General features: G+C 65.8%; 18 protein-coding genes. 4 read left to right on the forward strand and 14 right to left on the reverse strand.

Annotation, left to right across the window (positions count from 1 at the left end; translation table 11 throughout):
• The first annotated feature begins 239 nt into the window (after window positions 1–239).
• From ASC45_RS02410 to ASC45_RS02420, 3 genes are all read left to right on the forward strand, one after another.
• Window positions 240–3014 carry an EAL domain-containing protein gene (locus tag ASC45_RS02410; RefSeq protein ID WP_055449412.1) on the forward strand — a complete coding sequence of 925 codons (2775 nt, stop codon included), beginning with the start codon at window positions 240–242 and terminating at the stop codon, window positions 3012–3014.
• A gap of 110 nt (window positions 3015–3124) precedes the next feature.
• The gene (locus ASC45_RS02415; protein WP_245609918.1) at window positions 3125–4930 is read left to right on the forward strand and encodes a diguanylate cyclase; all 1806 of its coding nucleotides are present in this window, start codon (window positions 3125–3127) and stop codon (window positions 4928–4930) included.
• 81 nt (window positions 4931–5011) lie between these two features.
• Window positions 5012–5389, forward strand: coding sequence for a c-type cytochrome (locus ASC45_RS02420; protein ID WP_055449414.1), 378 nt, complete (start codon window positions 5012–5014; stop codon window positions 5387–5389).
• Window positions 5390–5395: 6 nt separating this feature from the next.
• On the opposite strand, the gene ASC45_RS02425 is transcribed toward ASC45_RS02420, so the two are convergent.
• The 4 genes from ASC45_RS02425 to ASC45_RS02440 are packed head-to-tail and all read right to left on the reverse strand — an operon-like array spanning window position 5396 to window position 8001.
• The gene (locus tag ASC45_RS02425; protein ID WP_055449415.1) at window positions 5396–5836 is read right to left on the reverse strand and encodes an ExbD/TolR family protein; all 441 of its coding nucleotides are present in this window, start codon (window positions 5834–5836) and stop codon (window positions 5396–5398) included.
• A 4-nt stretch (window positions 5837–5840) separates the two neighbouring features.
• On the reverse strand, window positions 5841–6494 hold the full coding sequence (locus ASC45_RS02430) for a MotA/TolQ/ExbB proton channel family protein (RefSeq protein ID WP_055449416.1): 654 nt from the start codon (window positions 6492–6494) through the stop codon (window positions 5841–5843).
• A gap of 8 nt (window positions 6495–6502) precedes the next feature.
• Window positions 6503–7327, reverse strand: coding sequence for a 4-hydroxy-tetrahydrodipicolinate reductase (gene dapB, locus ASC45_RS02435; RefSeq protein ID WP_055449417.1), 825 nt, complete (start codon window positions 7325–7327; stop codon window positions 6503–6505).
• A 17-nt stretch (window positions 7328–7344) separates the two neighbouring features.
• On the reverse strand, window positions 7345–8001 hold the full coding sequence (locus tag ASC45_RS02440) for an outer membrane protein assembly factor BamE (RefSeq protein ID WP_055449418.1): 657 nt from the start codon (window positions 7999–8001) through the stop codon (window positions 7345–7347).
• Window positions 8002–8094: 93 nt separating this feature from the next.
• Here ASC45_RS02440 and fur point away from each other — a divergent pair, with 93 nt between their 5' ends.
• Complete coding sequence (fur, locus tag ASC45_RS02445; RefSeq protein ID WP_055449419.1) at window positions 8095–8568, forward strand: ferric iron uptake transcriptional regulator; 474 nt, start codon at window positions 8095–8097, stop codon at window positions 8566–8568.
• Between the two features lie 49 nt (window positions 8569–8617).
• Here fur and hprK read toward each other — a convergent pair whose 3' ends face one another.
• The 10 genes from hprK to ASC45_RS02495 all read right to left on the reverse strand — a co-directional run bounded on the left by hprK (window position 8618) and on the right by ASC45_RS02495 (window position 16795).
• Complete coding sequence (gene hprK / locus ASC45_RS02450) at window positions 8618–9571, reverse strand: HPr(Ser) kinase/phosphatase (RefSeq protein WP_055449420.1); 954 nt, start codon at window positions 9569–9571, stop codon at window positions 8618–8620.
• A gap of 76 nt (window positions 9572–9647) precedes the next feature.
• A complete protein-coding gene (locus ASC45_RS02455) occupies window positions 9648–10118 on the reverse strand; it encodes a PTS sugar transporter subunit IIA (RefSeq protein WP_055449421.1) in 471 nt (156 codons plus the stop codon).
• A 128-nt stretch (window positions 10119–10246) separates the two neighbouring features.
• Window positions 10247–10579, reverse strand: a complete 333-nt coding sequence (gene hpf, locus ASC45_RS02460; protein WP_055449422.1) for a ribosome hibernation-promoting factor, HPF/YfiA family — start codon at window positions 10577–10579, stop codon at window positions 10247–10249.
• Between the two features lie 329 nt (window positions 10580–10908).
• Window positions 10909–11931, reverse strand: a complete 1023-nt coding sequence (locus ASC45_RS02465; protein ID WP_055449493.1) for a substrate-binding domain-containing protein — start codon at window positions 11929–11931, stop codon at window positions 10909–10911.
• A gap of 33 nt (window positions 11932–11964) precedes the next feature.
• Window positions 11965–12753 carry a thiosulfate dehydrogenase gene (gene tetH / locus ASC45_RS02470; protein ID WP_055449423.1) on the reverse strand — a complete coding sequence of 263 codons (789 nt, stop codon included), beginning with the start codon at window positions 12751–12753 and terminating at the stop codon, window positions 11965–11967.
• 164 nt (window positions 12754–12917) lie between these two features.
• A complete protein-coding gene (locus ASC45_RS02475; protein WP_055449494.1) occupies window positions 12918–13250 on the reverse strand; it encodes a DMT family transporter in 333 nt (110 codons plus the stop codon).
• Window positions 13251–13315: 65 nt separating this feature from the next.
• Window positions 13316–13705, reverse strand: coding sequence for a lactoylglutathione lyase (gene gloA / locus ASC45_RS02480; protein WP_055449424.1), 390 nt, complete (start codon window positions 13703–13705; stop codon window positions 13316–13318).
• Window positions 13706–13766: 61 nt separating this feature from the next.
• Window positions 13767–15191, reverse strand: coding sequence for a cardiolipin synthase (gene cls / locus ASC45_RS02485; RefSeq protein WP_055449425.1), 1425 nt, complete (start codon window positions 15189–15191; stop codon window positions 13767–13769).
• Between the two features lie 7 nt (window positions 15192–15198).
• Window positions 15199–16071, reverse strand: a complete 873-nt coding sequence (locus ASC45_RS02490) for a M48 family metallopeptidase (RefSeq protein ID WP_055449426.1) — start codon at window positions 16069–16071, stop codon at window positions 15199–15201.
• Window positions 16058–16795, reverse strand: coding sequence for a lysophospholipid acyltransferase family protein (locus ASC45_RS02495; RefSeq protein ID WP_055449427.1), 738 nt, complete (start codon window positions 16793–16795; stop codon window positions 16058–16060). Before ASC45_RS02495 ends, ASC45_RS02490 begins: the two co-directional genes overlap by 14 nt.
• Window positions 16796–16805 lie beyond the last annotated feature (10 nt).

A 16805-nucleotide genomic window follows, 5' to 3' on the forward strand; every position in this document is an offset into this window, starting at 1 on the left:
TGCAGCGTTTCACGCTATCTGGAACATAAAACCGCGTCTTTGGCGCCAGTGCGGCGTTGCAAATCCGCGCGATACCTCCGGGTATCGCTGTGGTTTGCGCCTTGCCCTGACGCCAAATCCATCGGTTTTCTTTGCTCCATCAAACGTGAAACACTGCACCAGGCCAATCGACTTTCCCCGCCTTCCGGGCGCGACGCCCGGCCACGGCTTCTGAGCCGTCCTTTCGAACGGACACGGCTTTGGAAACGCTCCCCCCTCTCCTTGCCCAGGCGCTGGAAAAGGACGACACCCAGTCCGAGCGCACCCACCTGCAGCGGCTGCAGCGGCTGTTCTTCGCCGGTTACGTCGCGGTCGTCCTGGTCACGCTGGCGCTGTTCGGTCTTTACGCCCTGCAACACTGGCGCAACGAACGACAAAAGCTGAACCATCGCCTGGCCTTCGACACCCAACTGCTGGCGGGCGCCACCGACGGGCGGCTGCAGCAATACGCCGTTCTCTCGGACAGTCTGGCGCTGAGCATCCGGCGCGACCCGCAGTTGTTGGGCGATGCGTCTGCGCTGCAAGGCCGTTTGCGTCAGGCGCAGGCCACGGTCAAGGGCATCGCGGTCATCCGCGTCGTGGGTGCAGACGGCCAGGTCCTGGGGTCGACTGCCGAGCTCGGCCCCCGCTTCGAGATGCGCAACAACCCGCTGATCTGGGCCCAGCTGCTCGACGCCCGGCAGAGCGGGCGCATGGTGGTGGGCCCGCTCGTGCCCGTGGCCGCGCTGAAACGACGGGTCTTGCCCCAACTGCTGTTCTACCCGGCCAGCGGCAACGCTCCAGAGTTCTGGATCGGCATCGGCATCGAACGCACGGCGTTCAACAGCCTCTGGATCAGTCTGGCTCGGCAGAATCACCGGCTCGATGCCTTGCGCGAAGCCGAGGCGTTTCTTCTGGTGCGTCAGGATGGCTACGTGCTGGCACGCTGGCCGGATGTCCCCAGCGACCGCATCGACGCCTTCTACGGCCACCCGCAGACCGGCGCGCTGGTGCGCTCCCTGCAGGATCATCCCGACAAAGCGGAGATGCCCTTCACGGGCGTGGTGCGTTCGATCGACCAGACCCGAGTGGGATACTGGACACGCATGCAGCCCGATCTGGCCGTGGCGGTGTCGCAGCCATCCTCGACCCAGGTCGCGGCGTACTGGGCCTCGCTGATTCCCACCCTGGTGGCGGCTCTGGCGCTGCTGGCCGTGCTGACCCTGACGTATCTGCTGATTCGCCGGCGCATGCAGGCCGAGTCGCTGGCCATCGACGAGCGGCACCAGACCCTGCTGTCGTACAACGACCACCTGCGCCAGCTGGCCGAACGCGACTACCTCACCAAGCTGCCCAACCGCCGCTATCTGATGGCCCGGCTTGGCCGACTGTGCGATGCCGCGCAGCGAGAACGCGGGCAGCGATTCGCGGTGGGCATCCTCGATCTCGACGACTTCAAGCGCGTCAACGACACCTACGGTCATCAGGAGGGCGACCAGTTTCTGAAGATTCAGGCGTCCAAACTGCAGAACGTGCTGCGCGACGACGACGTGCTGGTGCGGCTGGGCGGCGACGAGTTCGCCGTCATCCTGCACAACATCGCGCAGGAACGCGATGCCCTCGCCGCCTGCCAGCGCCTGCTCGACAGTGCGCGCGCCCTGATCGAGCTCAGCAACCAGAGCGCCATCCAGGTCACCGCCAGTCTGGGTCTGGCCATCTGGCCCGACGACGGCACCGAGCCCGATGCCCTGCTGCGCCACGCCGACCAGGCGATGTACGCCGCCAAGCAGGACGGCAAGAACCTCCTGCGACGCTATCAGCCCGAGATGGAGGCCCAGGCCCAGGCGCTTCAGAACGCCTACGACCTGCTGGAACAGGCGCTGAGCCAGCAGTGGCTCAGCCTGCACTACCAGCCCATTCTTTGCATCAACGGCGCCGAGGCTGGACGCATCACCGGGGTGGAGGCGCTGCTGCGCATTCGCCACCCCGAGCAGGGCGTGCTCGCCGCGCAGAGTTTCATCAGCGCGCTCGATGCGCCGCATCTGGCGCGCCCCGTCGGCCGCTGGGTGCTGCAGCAGGCCATGGGCCAGGCGCAGTACTGGAATGCGCAAGGCCTCAACCTGGGCATGATGGTCAACATCAGCGCGGTGCACTTCCTCTCGCCGGACTGGCTCGACGATCTGAACGAGGCGCTCACCGCCCATCCCGGGCTGCAACCGGCGCAGGTCAAGATCGAGATCACCGAATCGGGCGCCCTGCGCGACCTCGACGTGGCGGCAAGAGTGATGATGCAAAGCACCCATGCCGGGGTGCGCATCGCCCTCGATGACTTCGGCCAGGGCGAAACCACGCTGCGCTATCTGCAGCGCCTGCCCGCGCACACCATCAAGATCGACCAGAGCTTCGTGCGCGACATGATCGACGATCCGCACGACTACGCCATCGTCGTCGGCCTGCTCGACATGGCGACCCTGCTCGGTCTGGTGACGGTGGCCGAAGGTGTGGAGGGCGAAGGTGCCATGCAATTGCTCGCCTCGCTGGGCTGCACCCATGTGCAAGGCTATGGCATCGCCCGCCCCATGCCCGCCGAGGCATTGCCAGGCTGGGTGGCACAGTGGTCGCCCCCGTCTCTGCCCAAGCCCGTCATGCGGGTCATGCCCAACCTGCCAGAAATCCAGCGGCAACGCTTCACGCGGCTGTTCGCGGCCTTGGAAGGCAAGGGCAGCTTTCCGCAATACGTCACACCGCTCGATGCCGAGCGTTACTGCCACCTCGGCCAGTGGCTGAGCGGGTCGGGACAGTTTTTCTACGGCACCGATCCGCGCTACGCCGATTTCCACCGCCGTCACGCACTGATCCACGAGCTGGCCCGCCGCGCCCACGCCGCCGCCGAGACCGGCGACCACGCACTGGCCCTGCAGCTTGCGACCGAAGCCCAGAACGTCAACGATGCGCTGCTGCAGGATCTGCGGGCGCTGGCAAACCCGGCGCCCTAGGGCGACGCCTGAATACGTCCCCCTGCTGAGGGGGATGAAGCGACTGGAGCCGCCCCATAGACTGGGTCGCGTCCGTTTCGTCCGCCATCGCCGTTCGTCCATGCCCTGCCATGTTCCGCCTGTCCCAGCGCCCAGATCGACGCGGCACGAGCCGTGCAGGGTTGCTGTTGCTGGGCGTGATGCTCGTGCTGTTGCTGAGCGCCTGCTCCCAGGCTGGCGCCGTGGGCGACGATCCGCCTGTGGTCGTTCTGGTGCCGACCGACCTCGGTCATCAAGACCTGCGGCCAGCGCTGCGGGTCTACCCGGAATCCGGGCGACGGCTGGAGCCGAACGCCGTCGCCGCCTTGCCCGATGCCCGGTTCCGGCGGGTCGACGGCGGCAATCTGGGCATCAGCGACGACGCCACCTGGGTGCGAATACGGCTGTTCCGCAGCGCCCAGGCACCAAGTCAGTTGGTGCTGCAACTCGGGCGCCCGGTCTGGCGCGAGGCGCAGGCCTATCTGCTGCCGACCGACCTGGCGAACGCCGACAGCGACCGCCCCTCCGGCATCGGGCAGCTGCGCGTTTTGCATTCGCGCTACACCGCCTATGCCTTCGATCTGCCCGAGGGGTCGAGCACGCTGTTGATGCGCGTAGCGCAATACGGCGGGTTCACCCCCGAATTTCAGCTCTGGGACGCCGCTGCCTTCCGCCAGCATACGGTCGATGACGCGCTGCTCCAGGGGCTGTTCTACGGCATGACCTTCGCGCTGCTGCTCTTCAACGCCTTTCTGTTTCTCAGCACCCGCGACCGGGCCTATTTCGCCTACATGCTGTGGCAAACGGCCACGCTGTTCTACATGCTGGCGATTTCCGGCGTAGGCCAGCACCAGCTCTGGCCGGGCATGCCCATCTGGAACGGCATCGGCCTGGTGGGCGGACTGGCGCTGATGTGCGCCGGAGGGCTGTATTTCATTCGTACCTATCTGCTGCTGCCGCGCTTCGCGCCGCGCACCGATCTGGTCATGCAGGTCGTGCAGTGGCTGGGCATCACCCTGGCCGTGGCGGTGCTGCTGCCCCACGGCGACTGGCTGCTCATTCCCGCGCAGATGGTCGCCGCGGCCTCGCTGATCCTCATCGCGTGGGCGGCGCTCCTGCGCTGGAAGCAGCACTTCATTCCCGCCATGATCCTGCTGGTCAGCCTGCTGCCGCTGCTGTTCGTCGGCTTTGCCAATATCGGCCGCACCTTGGGCTGGCTGCCCGAGACCTTCCTCACCTCCGACGCACTGCAATGGGTCTTGGTCCTGCTGGCCCTGGTGTTGACCTACGGCCTATCGGTGCGCGTGGCGCAGTTGCGCGAGCGCGCGACCAGGCTGCAGGATCTGCTGCTCAAAGACCCGCTCACCGGCCTGCTCAACCGCAACGGCCTTTTCGACTGCGGCCAGCGCCAGCTCGACCGCACGCAGGACAGCCAGGCCTTTGCCGCGGTGCTGTGGATCGATCTCGACGGCCTCAAGCGCATCAACGATGAGTTCGGCCATGCTGCGGGCGATGCCTTGATCCAGGCAACCTCGGCGCGGCTGCGCGAGGCCTTCGGGCCGGACGCGGCCTGCGCCCGGCTGGGCGGCGACGAGTTCGCCGTAGTGCTGCCTAACCTGCCCTCGCCGCGCTTGGCCGAGGAGCTTGCCGCGCATGTGCTCGAGCTGCTGCGCGCGCCTTACGCCTTGTCCGGCCGCGAGTTCCGCGCCTCGGGCAGCATCGGCGTGGCGCTGTATCCGGGCCATGCCCAGTCGCTGGAGGAATTGTTGCGCCAGGCCGATGTCGCCATGTATCACGCCAAGACACGCGGCCGTGACACCTTCGTGGTGTGGGCGCCGGAAATGGAGGCGGACGTGCAGACCTCGCTGTTCCAGTTCACCCATCCCGGACGATCTTGAACCCCTTCGCGCCGCAGGGCTGTTGTGGACACGCGCGGCAAAGCCCCGCACACTTGCCGCAAACAACACAGGGAGACAACCATGATCCGATCGATCTGCGGCGCGCCGCGCGCCCTCGGCAAGTGCGGCTTGGCCACCGTCATGGCGCTTGCGGCGTGGCACCCGGCCCAGGCAGCCGACACCGCGGCACCGCATGCGCTGCCCCCGCTGCTCGCGGGCGCCAACGTGGCGCAGGGACAGAAGTTCTACACCGACCTCAAATGCGCCGCCTGTCATGCCGAGCGCATGATGGGCTCGACTTCGGCGATGTACACCCGCCCGGATCTCAAGGTGCACAACCCCAAGCAGCTATTGGCTTTCACGCAGATGTGCGTCACCCAGCTCAACCACGACCTGTTTCCAGAAGAGGTCAAGGACATCGCGGCCTACCTCAACCAGACGTATTACAAGTTCAAGTAGCGGCGATCACCGCGTGGCGGCCGATGCGGCGCCGGTCGGCTGTTGGGTGATGAGACCGATGCGGCTCAGGCCGGCGCTCTGTGCCGCGCCCATCACCTGCGCCACGTCGCCGTAGGGCACGGCGGCATCGGCGCTAATGTGAACCTCGGTCTTGTCCGACTGCCGCGCTGCTTCGGCAAAGCGCGCCTTGAGCTGGACCAGAGTGATCGCCTTGTCGCCGAGATAGAGCTGGCCGTCCTTGCGCAGCCCCACATCGAGCACCGTGGGCACCTGCTGCGCCGCCGGGGCCTCGACCTTGGGCAGATCGAGCTTCAGACTGCCGGTGAGCAGGGGCGCGGTGATGATGAAAATCACCAGCAGCACGAGCATGACGTCGATCAGCGGCGTCATGTTGATGTCGCTCATCGCCTCGCCATCATCACCCTGATCGAAACGGCCGAAGCTCATGGACTCAAAGCGCCGGATTGGTGGCGAGCAGGCGCTGCAGGTCGTGGGCGAAGCCTTCGAGCTCGCCCTGCACGCGGCGGGCGCGCTTGCTCAGCGCGTTGTAGGCCAGCACGGCGGGGATGGCCACCGCCAGACCGGCCGCCGTCATGATGAGGGTTTCGCCGACCGGCCCCGCCACCTTGTCCACGCTGATCTGACCGCTGGCGGCAATGGCGGTGAGCGCGTGGTAGATGCCCCAGACCGTGCCGAACAGGCCGACGAACGGCGCGGTGCTACCCACGCTGGCGAGCAGCACGTGCCCGGCCTGCAGCCGCCGCTGCGCCGCCTGCAGCGCGTCACGCAATTCACGCGTGACGCGATCTTCGTGCGACTGCCAGCGATGCGCGGTATCGGGTCGCGCCAGCTTCGAGGCGGTATCGGCCATGAGGCTGGACAGACCATCGGGGTCGGCCGCCTGCGCCGCGGCTGCAGCCTGCAGCGCCGAGGCCGCGCCCCAGTAGGCGGCAATGCCCGCGGGCACGCGCCGCGTGGCGCGCCACAGCAAGGCGGTCTTCCAAAGAATGACGAACCAGCTCGCCACCGACATGGCCAGCAGCACCAGCGCGACCAGATGGCTGAGCGCGTCGCCCTGCTGCCAGAACTGTGCAAGCCCCCCCATGCGCCAGTTCAGTTCTTGAAGCCCAGCACGTCCTGCATGTCGTACAAACCATGCGGGCGGGCGGCGAGAAAGCGCACGGCGCGCAGACTGCCCTGGGCATAAGTGGCGCGGCTGCTCGACTTGTGCGTGATTTCGATGCGCTCGCCGGTGCCAGCGAACAGCACGGTGTGATCGCCGACGATGTCGCCGCCTCGCACGGTGGCGAAACCGATGGTGGACGGATCGCGCTCGCCTGTCACGCCTTCGCGGCCATAGACGGCGCATTGCTTGAGATCGCGCCCCAGCGCGCCCGCGACGATCTCGCCCATTTTCAGCGCCGTGCCCGAGGGCGCGTCCACCTTGTGGCGATGATGGGCTTCGATGATCTCGATGTCATAGCCCTGCGCCAGCGCGCGCGCGGCCTGCTCCAACAGCTTGAACACCACGTTGACGCCGATGCTCATATTGGGCGCCATGACGATGGCGATGCGCTGCGAGGCGGCGCGGATGCGGGCGAGCTGCGCGTCGTCGAAGCCGGTCGTGCCGATCACCATGGCCACGCCAGCGGCCTCACAAGCGGCCAGATGCGCCATGGTGCCTTCGGGCCGGGTGAAATCGATGAAAAAGCGGGCGTGCTGCAGCGCGGCGTAAAGATCGGAGCGGATGGCCACCCCGGTGTGCACCCCTGCGAAGGCGCCGGCATCCTGCCCGAGCGCGGGGCTGCCGGGCATGTCGAGCGCCGCGCTGACGCTGCAATCGGGCGCGGCCAGCACGGCCTCAATGAGGGTGCGGCCCATGCGGCCACTGGCACCGGCAATGGCGATGCGATGGGGTTCGGGCTGCGGTGTGGTCATACGGTGTGGGGGGAGGCTCATTGCGCGGCGGGCGCGGAGACGCTGGCGGCAGGCGCCGCGCTCTGCAGGGCGGCGATTTCGGACGGCGGCGCATACACGGTGAGATTGCCGGGCTGCGACGCTGCGGCCTGCGGCCGCTTGGTTTGGTCGAACTTCTTCTCGGCTGCGGCGATCTCGGCCTGCAACTGCGCTTCGGTCAACGACTTGGGTTTGCGCCCGCCGTCGCGAAGGGAGTTAATCTGGGCGACGAACTCTTCCTCGGAAGGCAGCGGGTCGCCATCGGCGCGCAGCATCTTGCCGTCCTTGTCGAAATAGACGGTGAAGCGGCGCACGATCGGAGCTTGATAACCCTGGCGCAGGCTGAACACATATTCCCAGCGGTTCTGGTTGAAAACGGTTTGCAGCAGCGGCGTGCCCATGATGGCCTGCACCTGCTCCTTGGTCATGCCCGGCTTGAGCTCCTCGGCCATTTCACGCGAGACGAAGTTGCCCTGAATGACATCGGCACGGAAGGGCTTGAACATCGAGGTCATGTCGCGCTGGGCTGCCATGTTGCCGCAACCGGCCAGCAAGGCCGTTGCGCTGACCGCCAGGGCCAGGGCCGCCAGAGCGGCGCCTCGCCGCCCGCCGGACGGCTGGCGTCGGCTCGGTTCAATCGGTTGGGGGGTGCGCAATGAGGGAGAAAACCGCATCGGGAATCTCGCGTGGTCAACGCGGCCGGGGTCGTTTAACATCGGCGCATTCTACGCAATGCAGTCCCGTTTCCTATGGTTCAGAGCAATGCACAGGGTTTGCGCAACACCGGCCTGAAAGTGACTCAGCCGCGCCTGCGCATCCTGGAGATCTTCCAGAAAGGCACGCAACGCCACATGACGGCGGAAGACGTGTACCGCGTGCTGCTCGAAGAGCAACAAGACATCGGCCTGGCCACGGTTTACCGCGTGCTGACGCAGTTCGAGCAGGCGGGCATTCTGTTGCGCAGCAACTTCGAGTCGGGCAAGTCGGTGTTCGAAATCAACGAAGGCAAGCACCACGATCATCTGGTCTGCCTTGACTGCGGCCGGGTGGTGGAGTTCTTCGATCCCGAGATCGAACGGCGGCAGAAAAAAATCGCCAGCGAACACGGCTTCGAGCTGCAGGAGCATTCGCTCTCCCTTTACGCCAGCTGCGCCAAGAAGGCCGATTGCCCGCACTACAACAAGGCGGATCACACTCCGCTGGCCGCGCGCCCGCAAGAGTAGGTACGTCGCGGGAGAAGCGCTGCGGCGTTCCCGCCTCGGCTGCTACAGCTCAATCATCGCCGTCCTGCATGGCCTGGCGCTGACGCTCCTGAAACTCGCGCAGGGTGTCGATGCCCCGCAGCTGCAGAATGGTGTTGCGCACCGCCGACTCGACCAGCACGCCGAGGTTGCGCCCAGCCTCCACCGGAATCATCACCTTGCGGATCGGCACGCCCAGCACGTCTTCGTCCAGATTGCCCGCGGGCAGCCGGTCGAAGGTGCGGTCGAGCACGTCGCGCCGGATCAGATGACAGATGAGCTTGAGCCGCATCTTGCGGCGCACCGCCGTCTCGCCGAAGATGGTCTTGATGTCGAGCAGGCCGATGCCGCGTACTTCCAGCAGGTTCTGCAGCAGCGGCGGACAGCGGCCCTCGATGGTGTTCTGCGCCACTCGCAGCAGATCGACGCAGTCGTCGGCCACCAGACCGTGACCGCGGGTGATGAGGTCCAGCCCCAGCTCGCTCTTGCCCAGACCCGACTCGCCGGTGATGAGCACCCCCAGCCCGAGAATGTCCATGAACACCCCGTGCTGGGTGATGCGGTTGGCGAAATGCTTGGACAGATAGGCGCGCAGCACGTCGATGGTGAAAGCGGCCGTCTCCGAGGTACGGAACAGCGGCACCTGTGCCGCATTGCATTCGTCGATCAGGCAGGGCGGCGGCTCCTTGCCGTCGGCCAGCACCAGCGCCGGCGGCTCCAGCCCGATGATGCGGCGGATGCGGCGCAGCCGATCTTCCTGATTGGAGTTGTTGAGGTAGTCGACCTCGCGCCAGCCCAGAATCTGCACGCGAAACGGGTGGATGTAGTTCAGATAGCCGACCAGGTCGGCCCCCGACGTGGCGCCCTCGACGGCAGCCATGTCGAAACGGCGCTCGGGATTGCTCTGCCCCGCGATCCACTGCCACATGAGTTGTGCGGCATTGGCCTCGAACAGGCGTTCGGCGGCAAGGGTGGAGGCTTTCAAATCAGAGGATCGGGTTCAAGGGCTGGCCGAGCGACGAGGCGCGCCAAGCGTTGATGACAGGCGCGGACACCGGCGCTCAGGCCGCGGTCTGCAAGGGCGCCCAGACGCTGATGCGATGATGCAGCGCTGCAGCGTCGGTCTCCCTCAGAAGCTGTTCGCGCAGATCGGCGTCGGAGAGCATTTCGGCGATGGTGGAAAGCAGTTCGAGGTGCTTGGCGTTGGCGCTCTCGGGCACCAGCAGCACGACCAGCAGCGACACCGGCAGATTGTCCGGCGCCTCGAAGGCAATGGGCTGGCGCAAACGGATAACCGCCGCGCTCGGCTGCTTGAGGCCCTTGATGCGCCCATGGGGAATCGCCACGCCCTGGCCCAAACCGGTGGAGCCCAGCCGCTCGCGGGCGAAAAGATTGTCGGTAATCAGCGCCCGGTTGAGGCCAAGACTGTTTTCGAACAACAGGCCGGCGTACTCGAACGCGCGTTTCTTGCTGCTGACATCCACATCGAGTTGAACGTGAGTCGGCGGCAGGATCTGGGCAAGACGGTTCATGGGATCGCGCTTGTGCCAATGAGGACAGCGAGTGTATACGCGTTTCGAGACAGTTCATCACAGCCCCGAAGCCGGTCGGCGCGGGGTGCGTCGCCAGCTCCGGGTGGATTCAGAACGGGTGGAGCCGATCAGCTCGCGAGGTGTTTACCCGCGGTGGCCTGATGGTCGCGCAGACGGTTTTTGTGCTCCACGACCTGGCGGTCGAGTTTGTCGACCAGGGTGTCGATGGCCGCGTAGAGGTCTTCATGCTGACTTTCGCAAAAAATCGACTTGCCCTTGACCATCAGACTGCATTCGGCATGCTGGCGTTTCTCTTTCTCCTTGAGTTTTTCCACGCTGAGTAGCACGTTCACATTCACCACTTGATCGAAGTGCCGTACCACGCGATCGAGCTTGGTCTCGACATAGGTGCGCAGCGAGGGGGTGACATCCAAATGGTGGCCGCTGATGGTCAGATTCATAGTGAGGCTCCTGATTTCGGAAAGAAAGAACGGCAGGGCAGAAGACCTTGCCGGAACGCTGTCTGTGGTGTGGGGACCTCCTCTTCGATGCGCGCCGAGGCGTGCCGGACGCGCGTTATGGGATGGAACTGTCAGATTCAGTGTGCTACCGCTCACAGCCAAAATCAAGCCCCGACCCGCCCTTGGCATCGGGTTTTTGATGACATGGCCCAAAACGTGAAAAGGTTCACACTTGGCGACGCCGCATGGCGTCGCACCGGACGAAAAAAATCGCTCCGGCCTTGCGGCGGGAGCGAACGGAGAGCCAAACTGCAGGGGTTCGCGGCGAATCAGGTCGGCTTGGACGGAGACACCGGCTTGAATCCGTAGCCTTCAAAGATTTTCAGTGCGGCGGGTGAGCGCAGGAACTCGGCCCACATCAGACCGGCTTGCGGATGCGCCGCGCCCTTGACCACGGCAGCGGCATAGATCGCCGTGGTGTTTTGGTCGGCAGGAATCGGCACATTGCTGATGGCATGGCCCACCTGCTCCTGAAAGATCGCTTCGGACTTCCAGGTCACACCCGCCTGCGCCACGCCCTGCATCAGATAGAGCGGCGTCTGGCGATGGTGGATATGGGTGAGCACCGTCTCGCCATTCTTCACCTTGGTGTCGTAGACCGTTTTCTCCAGCGCATCGCCGCCGGCCTTGACGAGCGAGGCCTCGATCTGGCGCGCCACCCCTTCCCAGGCGGGATTGGGCATGGACAGGGTGACCCCCGGCTTGCCCAGATCGGCCAGGCCGGTGATGTGCGCCGGATTGCCCTTGGGCACCATGATGGTGAGGTCGTTGGTGACGTAGGGAATGGCCTTGCCGGTGAGCACGCCATCCTGAATGCCGGTTTTGATCTTTTTCAGCCCGGCGGCGAACACATCGGGCTTGACCGTCCAGGTCATATTGCCCACGGTCACCGTGCCGCCGACTTTCATCTGCTGGAGCAGGATGCCCGGGGGCAGGGTTTCATAGAACACGTGGCCCTTGTATTCGGGGTGCTCCTTCTCGAAGGCCTGCACCAGCGGGGCCATGGCGAAGTAATAGTTGCCCGCCACGAAGATCACCAGCTTGGGATGATCGAGATCGCCATGAAAGTCGGGCAGGTCGTTGATCTCGGGCACGGTGAATTCAAGGCCCTTGTTCAGCGCCGGATTGTTGGCACCATGCTGCCAGGGCGGAAACACCGTTTCCTTGTACTGCGGGGCGTGAACCTTGCCGTGCCAGAGGGTGTCGGCCTGTTGCGCGTGAGCAAGCACCGGCAGGGCCAGCAAAAGCGCGGCCAGAAGCGGCTTGCGCGAGATAGAGGGGGTGAGGCGCATCTTGGTCTCCTTCATTGCATCGAGGTCGGGCATTCAGGCGTAGCGGTAGCCCGCGTCTTCGAGTTCCACCAGGGTGGCCACGATGCCGGGCGTGAGCACCACACCGGGCACCAGATGGTTGGTGAACTCGGCGGCCATCTGCTCGTGCGACAGTTTGTCGGGGTTGTTGCCCTTGGCGTGCAGATGTCCGGTGAGTTCCCAGATGGCGTTGTGGCAGGCCAGAAACACGGCGCCGCGTTGCTGCAGCACGGTGATGCTGTTGTCGGTCGGCGAATACACGCCTTTGGCATCTTCGATGGCGGCGGGGTCGGCGGCGGCGGCAGGCGGCGTCTTGATCCAGGTATTGGTCTTGGCCTTGCCGTGGGTCAGGCTGCCCAACTTGTATTTGGCCCAGATCGCATCGTCATACAGGGCCAGATGCGCAGGGCCGTGGGTGGCCGAAACGGCGAGAAAGTCCGGGTGCTTGAACGACCAGATCTGCGCATTCATGGCGTTGCGCATCAGGTTGAGCCACGGTCCTTCGAGCTGGGTGTTGTTCCAGACCTGCTTGGGCTTGCCTGCGTACGCAAGAACCAGATCGAGCGCCTCGCTGTCCCACTCGTCACGATTTTGCAGAATCATCGGCGTGGTCTTGAAGTTGCGGCGGCGGGGCGCTGCGGCGAGCTTCTGGCCCAGTTCGGCCATGGTGGTGGCGCCTTTGGGCATGAAGCGTTCCTGCGCCGCCGCGGCCTGGGCCGTCTTCGAGCCTAGCGCGGCCAGCCCGAGGCCGGTGACGAGGGTGGATTGCAGCGCCAGACGGCGCGAAGGAAGAGGCAATGCCATGAGAAGTTCTCCAGAGCGATCGCGCGTGACATGGGCGCGTCCATGGCTCTAAAAGATAGGACCGCTCTTCTCATAAATCCAACGGCTAATTTTTCTGATATCAACCTATCGGATCGATGGATTCGCCCAGCGCTCAATAAAACGCCGGGCCGCCCCGCAGGCGCTCAATGCGCGACGGACTTGGAAAACAGATGAATCACCAGCACACCGGCCAGAATCAGCCCCAGGCCGATGAGCGCCGCCAGATCGAGCGTCTGGTGGTAGACCACATAGCCGATCAGGGTGATGAGCACGATGCCCACGCCCGACCACACCGCATACGAAATGCTCATCGGAATGGTCTGCATGGTGCGCGACAGCAGATAGAAGGCCAGCGCGTAAGCCACCACGACCACCAGCGACGGCAGCAGCCGGGTGAAGCCGTGGGTCGCCTTGAGCGCGGTGGTGCCAATCACTTCGGCCGCAATGGCGCCAAACAGAAAAAGCCAGGATTGCATGGCGGCAGCATACCCGGCCACCGTTTCATTCCCGGTGCCGAGCATGGAACTCGCTCAGCCCGGCTTCACAGCGTGCCGTGCTGGATCAGCTCGATCTTGTAGCCGTCGGGGTCCTGCACGAAGGCGATGATGGTGCTGCCGCCGGCCACGGGCCCGGCCTCGCGGGTGACCTTGCCGCCCGCCGCCTTGATGCGCGCGCAGGCTGCGGCGGCGTCGTCCACGCCCAGCGCGATATGGCCGTAAGCGGTGCCGAGGTCGTAGTGATCGACGCCGTAGTTGTAGGTCAGTTCCAGCTCGGCCTGCGCCGGATTGGGCTCGAAGCCCAGAAAGGCCAGGCTGTATTTCTGCTCGGGCCGGTCGGTGGTGCGCAGCAGTTTCATGCCGATCACCTGGGTGTAGAAATCGATGGAGCGCTGCAGGTCGCCGACGCGCAGCATGGTGTGCAAAAGACGCATGATGAATCCTGAAAAGTAGTCAGCCGAAAGCGTAGCGTGCCCACGATCTTTGCGTTCGCTGTTACAGAATGGGACCGACGATGGCCAGGGTGTTCTGCCACAGCCGCTTTCCCATGCCCCAGGCGGCCACGTCGTCGAGGGTGATGCGACGACTGCTGGCGAGGTAATGCGCCTGACGCGCGCGCACGGTCGCGGTGAACGCCTCATCGCGCACGAGGATGTTGTTCTCGTAGTTCAGATCGAAGCTGCGCCGGTCCATATTGGCCGAGCCGACGAGGGTGAGATGCCCATCGACGGTGAGGGTCTTGGCATGCAGCAGACCGGGGCCGAATTCGTGGAGCTGCACCCCGGCTTCGAGCAGCGCCTGGTAGTGGCTGCGGGAGGTCGCGCCCACGGCGAAGTCGTCGTTGCGGGCCGGCAGAATGAGCGTGGTCGCCACGCCCCGATTGGCCGCGGCGCACAGCGCGGCCTGCAGCGCAGGCACGGGAACGTAGTAGGGCGTGGTGATGACCAGCTCGCGCCGTGCCGCGTAGATCAGCGACTCGAACATCTCGGGCATGGCCGCGGCCCGGTCGGTCGGCCCGGTGGCGATGACCTGCGCGGCGAAGCCGGGGCCAGAGGGCGGCACAGGCTCGGCTAGCAGCGGGGTGATGTCGTCTCCGCCGTGGCCCATCCAGTCGGTGGCGAAGAGGTGCTGGTTCTGCCGCACCACCGGCCCTTCGAAGCGCAGGAAGACGTCCACCCAGGGGCCGTACTTCGCCTTGGGCAGAAAAGCCGGATCGGCGCAGTTCTGGCTGCCGCAATAGGTCAGACGGTTGTCGATGACGACGAGCTTGCGGTGATTGCGCAGATCGATGCGCCCCCGCAGCGCCCGCAGCAGCGGATTGCCCACCGGCAGCGCCCGCAGCACGCGCACCCCGGCGTCCTGCAACGCAGTCCACTGCGTGCTGCGAATGAAGCTGCGCGAGCCGAGATCGTCCACCAGCGCGCGGCAGACCACACCGCGCCCGGCCGCGCGGCGCAAGGCCTCGGCCACGCGGCTGCCGTTGCGGTCGTCCAGCCAGATGTAGAAGATGAGATGCACGCTGTGAGCAGCAGCGTCGATTTCGGCCACGAGGCGGTCGATCGCGGTATCGGAATCGGCCATCAGCTCGGCCCGGTTGCCGCCGACGGCGCCATAGCCGGAAATCGACCTGCCCAAGTGAAACAGCGGAGCGTCGGCGGCATCGAGCTGCGCAGCCTCCACGGGCCAGCCGGGCGCTGCATCGGGTCGCGGCAGCGCGCGGGCGATGGCGGTTAGGCGCGTCGCGCGCCGATGGCCGATATTGGTGGTGCCCAGCAGCAGATAGGCCAGCACGCCCAGATAGGGGAAGGCCACCAGCATCAACAGCCAGGCGGCGCGCGATTCGGGCTGTCGATGTCGTCGCAGCAACACATGCAGGGCGCACGCCACGGTCAGGACGAAATGCGACAAAAAGACGAGCATGACCTGCTCAATCCCAGGGCGGCAAGGTGGACTGGCGCAGATGCTGCCGCGCCTGACGAAACTCGGGGTAAAGCGATCCCACATGTGCCCAGAACCGGGGGCTGTGATTCATCTCGCGCAGATGCGCCACCTCGTGCGCCACGACGTAATCGACCAGGCTCGGACTGAAATGCAGCAGCCGCCAGTGCAGGCGGATGCTGCCGTCACTCTTGGCACTGCCCCAGCGGGTGGTGGCCTGGCTCAGCCCGACCCGGCTTACCTGCACGCCCAGTTGACGGGCAAAGTGGGCGGTGCGAGCGGTGAACAGCGCCAGCGCCTGCCGCTGCATCCAGGCAGCCACGCTGTCGCGCACGCGGTCGGCGGCGCTGCCGTGGGGCAGCGGCAGATGCAGTTCGCCGGTTTCAGGCGCGTGACGCAGCACCTTGTCGCCACGCACGCGCAGCAGCAGCGTGCCGCCGAGGTAGGGCAGACGTCCGCCGTCACACCAGTCGATGCGCGCTGCGCCGAGCGCCTGCAGCCGCTCGGCGCGCTGCTTCAGCTTGCGCACCACCCACGCGGCGTGACTCGCGACGAAGGCATGAATCGCCGTGAGCGTGGCGCCGTGCGGCGCCATCACCCTCACCCCGCGATCGTCCACGCGCAGCGCCAGCGTGCGGCGGGCCGCGCGGTGCAGCGACCAATCGAAGCGATGGATGCCGTCGTCGTGACGATGCATCGGCGCGGTCTGAACGGGCGGTGGCGTCGGCGCCTCGGGCGCCGGGATCGGCGCGACAGTCACAGGGACGACTGCCGCGACGGCCTCGGGCTCGGGCCAGTCGAATAGGCCGAGCTGCGCCGCGCCGGCCAGGGACGCAGGGGCGGAGGGTTCAGTGCGGGGCATGCGCGTAGGCCTGCGGATCGAGACGGCGCATCTCGGCCTCGATCCATTGCTCGACTTCGGCCATCAGCTCGGCCGGTTGACGCCCCTCGGGCGAGATCGGCTTGCCGATGGAGACATCGACCACGCCCGGCGTCTTGATGAAGGCCTGCCGCGGCCAGCACCGCGCCGAAGTCACCGCGATGGGCACCACCTGCGCCCCGGTGGCAATGGCCAGCCGCGCGCCGCCGGTCTTGTAAACCCCTTGCCCGCCACGCGGGGTGCGCGTGCCTTCGGGAAACATGATGATCCAGTAGCCCTGCTGCAGGATGCGGCGACCCTGCTTCTCCACGCGGCTGAACGCCTCGGCGCGTTTGCTGCGGTCGATATGCACCATGTCCAGGCGGCCCAGGGCCCAGCCGAAAAACGGCACGTAGAGCAACTCACGCTTGAACACATAGGCCAGCGGCCGCGGCATGATCAGCGGAAAGGCCAGCGTCTCCCAGGCCGACTGATGTTTGGACAGCAGGATGACCGGGCCGTCGGGCAGGTTCTCCATGCCCGAGACCCGGCTGCGGATACCGCACAGATAGCGCGCGCCCCAGATCGAAAGATGCACCCATCCCAGCGTGAAGCGGTACAGCCGCATGCCGCGCAACACCAGCGACAGCGTCACCACCACGATCGCGTAAGGCACCACGGTGACGATCAGCCAGGCCATGTAGAGCAGGGAGCGGAGAAAACGCATGGCAGCTCGA

Origin of the sequence: Thiomonas bhubaneswarensis (assembly GCF_001418255.1) — a bacterium.
GTDB lineage: Bacteria > Pseudomonadota > Gammaproteobacteria > Burkholderiales > Burkholderiaceae_C > Thiomonas > Thiomonas bhubaneswarensis.

What these genes read in the sequence shown, in the direction of transcription:
- dapB (WP_055449417.1), bottom strand. Translation starts at nt 7,327, where the DNA reads ATGACCACACCGCAGCCCGAACCCCATCGCATCGCCATTGCCGGTGCC.
- fur (WP_055449419.1), top strand. Translation starts at nt 8,095, where the DNA reads ATGGTTCAGAGCAATGCACAGGGTTTGCGCAACACCGGCCTGAAAGTG.
- hpf (WP_055449422.1), bottom strand. Translation starts at nt 10,579, where the DNA reads ATGAATCTGACCATCAGCGGCCACCATTTGGATGTCACCCCCTCGCTG.
- ASC45_RS02465 (WP_055449493.1), bottom strand. Translation starts at nt 11,931, where the DNA reads ATGCGCCTCACCCCCTCTATCTCGCGCAAGCCGCTTCTGGCCGCGCTT.
- ASC45_RS02455 (WP_055449421.1), bottom strand. Translation starts at nt 10,118, where the DNA reads ATGAACCGTCTTGCCCAGATCCTGCCGCCGACTCACGTTCAACTCGAT.
- cls (WP_055449425.1), bottom strand. Translation starts at nt 15,191, where the DNA reads ATGCTCGTCTTTTTGTCGCATTTCGTCCTGACCGTGGCGTGCGCCCTG.
- ASC45_RS02415 (WP_245609918.1), top strand. Translation starts at nt 3,125, where the DNA reads ATGTTCCGCCTGTCCCAGCGCCCAGATCGACGCGGCACGAGCCGTGCA.
- ASC45_RS02475 (WP_055449494.1), bottom strand. Translation starts at nt 13,250, where the DNA reads ATGCAATCCTGGCTTTTTCTGTTTGGCGCCATTGCGGCCGAAGTGATT.
- tetH (WP_055449423.1), bottom strand. Translation starts at nt 12,753, where the DNA reads ATGGCATTGCCTCTTCCTTCGCGCCGTCTGGCGCTGCAATCCACCCTC.
- ASC45_RS02490 (WP_055449426.1), bottom strand. Translation starts at nt 16,071, where the DNA reads ATGCCCCGCACTGAACCCTCCGCCCCTGCGTCCCTGGCCGGCGCGGCG.
- gloA (WP_055449424.1), bottom strand. Translation starts at nt 13,705, where the DNA reads ATGCGTCTTTTGCACACCATGCTGCGCGTCGGCGACCTGCAGCGCTCC.
- ASC45_RS02425 (WP_055449415.1), bottom strand. Translation starts at nt 5,836, where the DNA reads ATGAGCTTCGGCCGTTTCGATCAGGGTGATGATGGCGAGGCGATGAGC.
- ASC45_RS02430 (WP_055449416.1), bottom strand. Translation starts at nt 6,494, where the DNA reads ATGGGGGGGCTTGCACAGTTCTGGCAGCAGGGCGACGCGCTCAGCCAT.
- ASC45_RS02495 (WP_055449427.1), bottom strand. Translation starts at nt 16,795, where the DNA reads ATGCGTTTTCTCCGCTCCCTGCTCTACATGGCCTGGCTGATCGTCACC.
- ASC45_RS02420 (WP_055449414.1), top strand. Translation starts at nt 5,012, where the DNA reads ATGATCCGATCGATCTGCGGCGCGCCGCGCGCCCTCGGCAAGTGCGGC.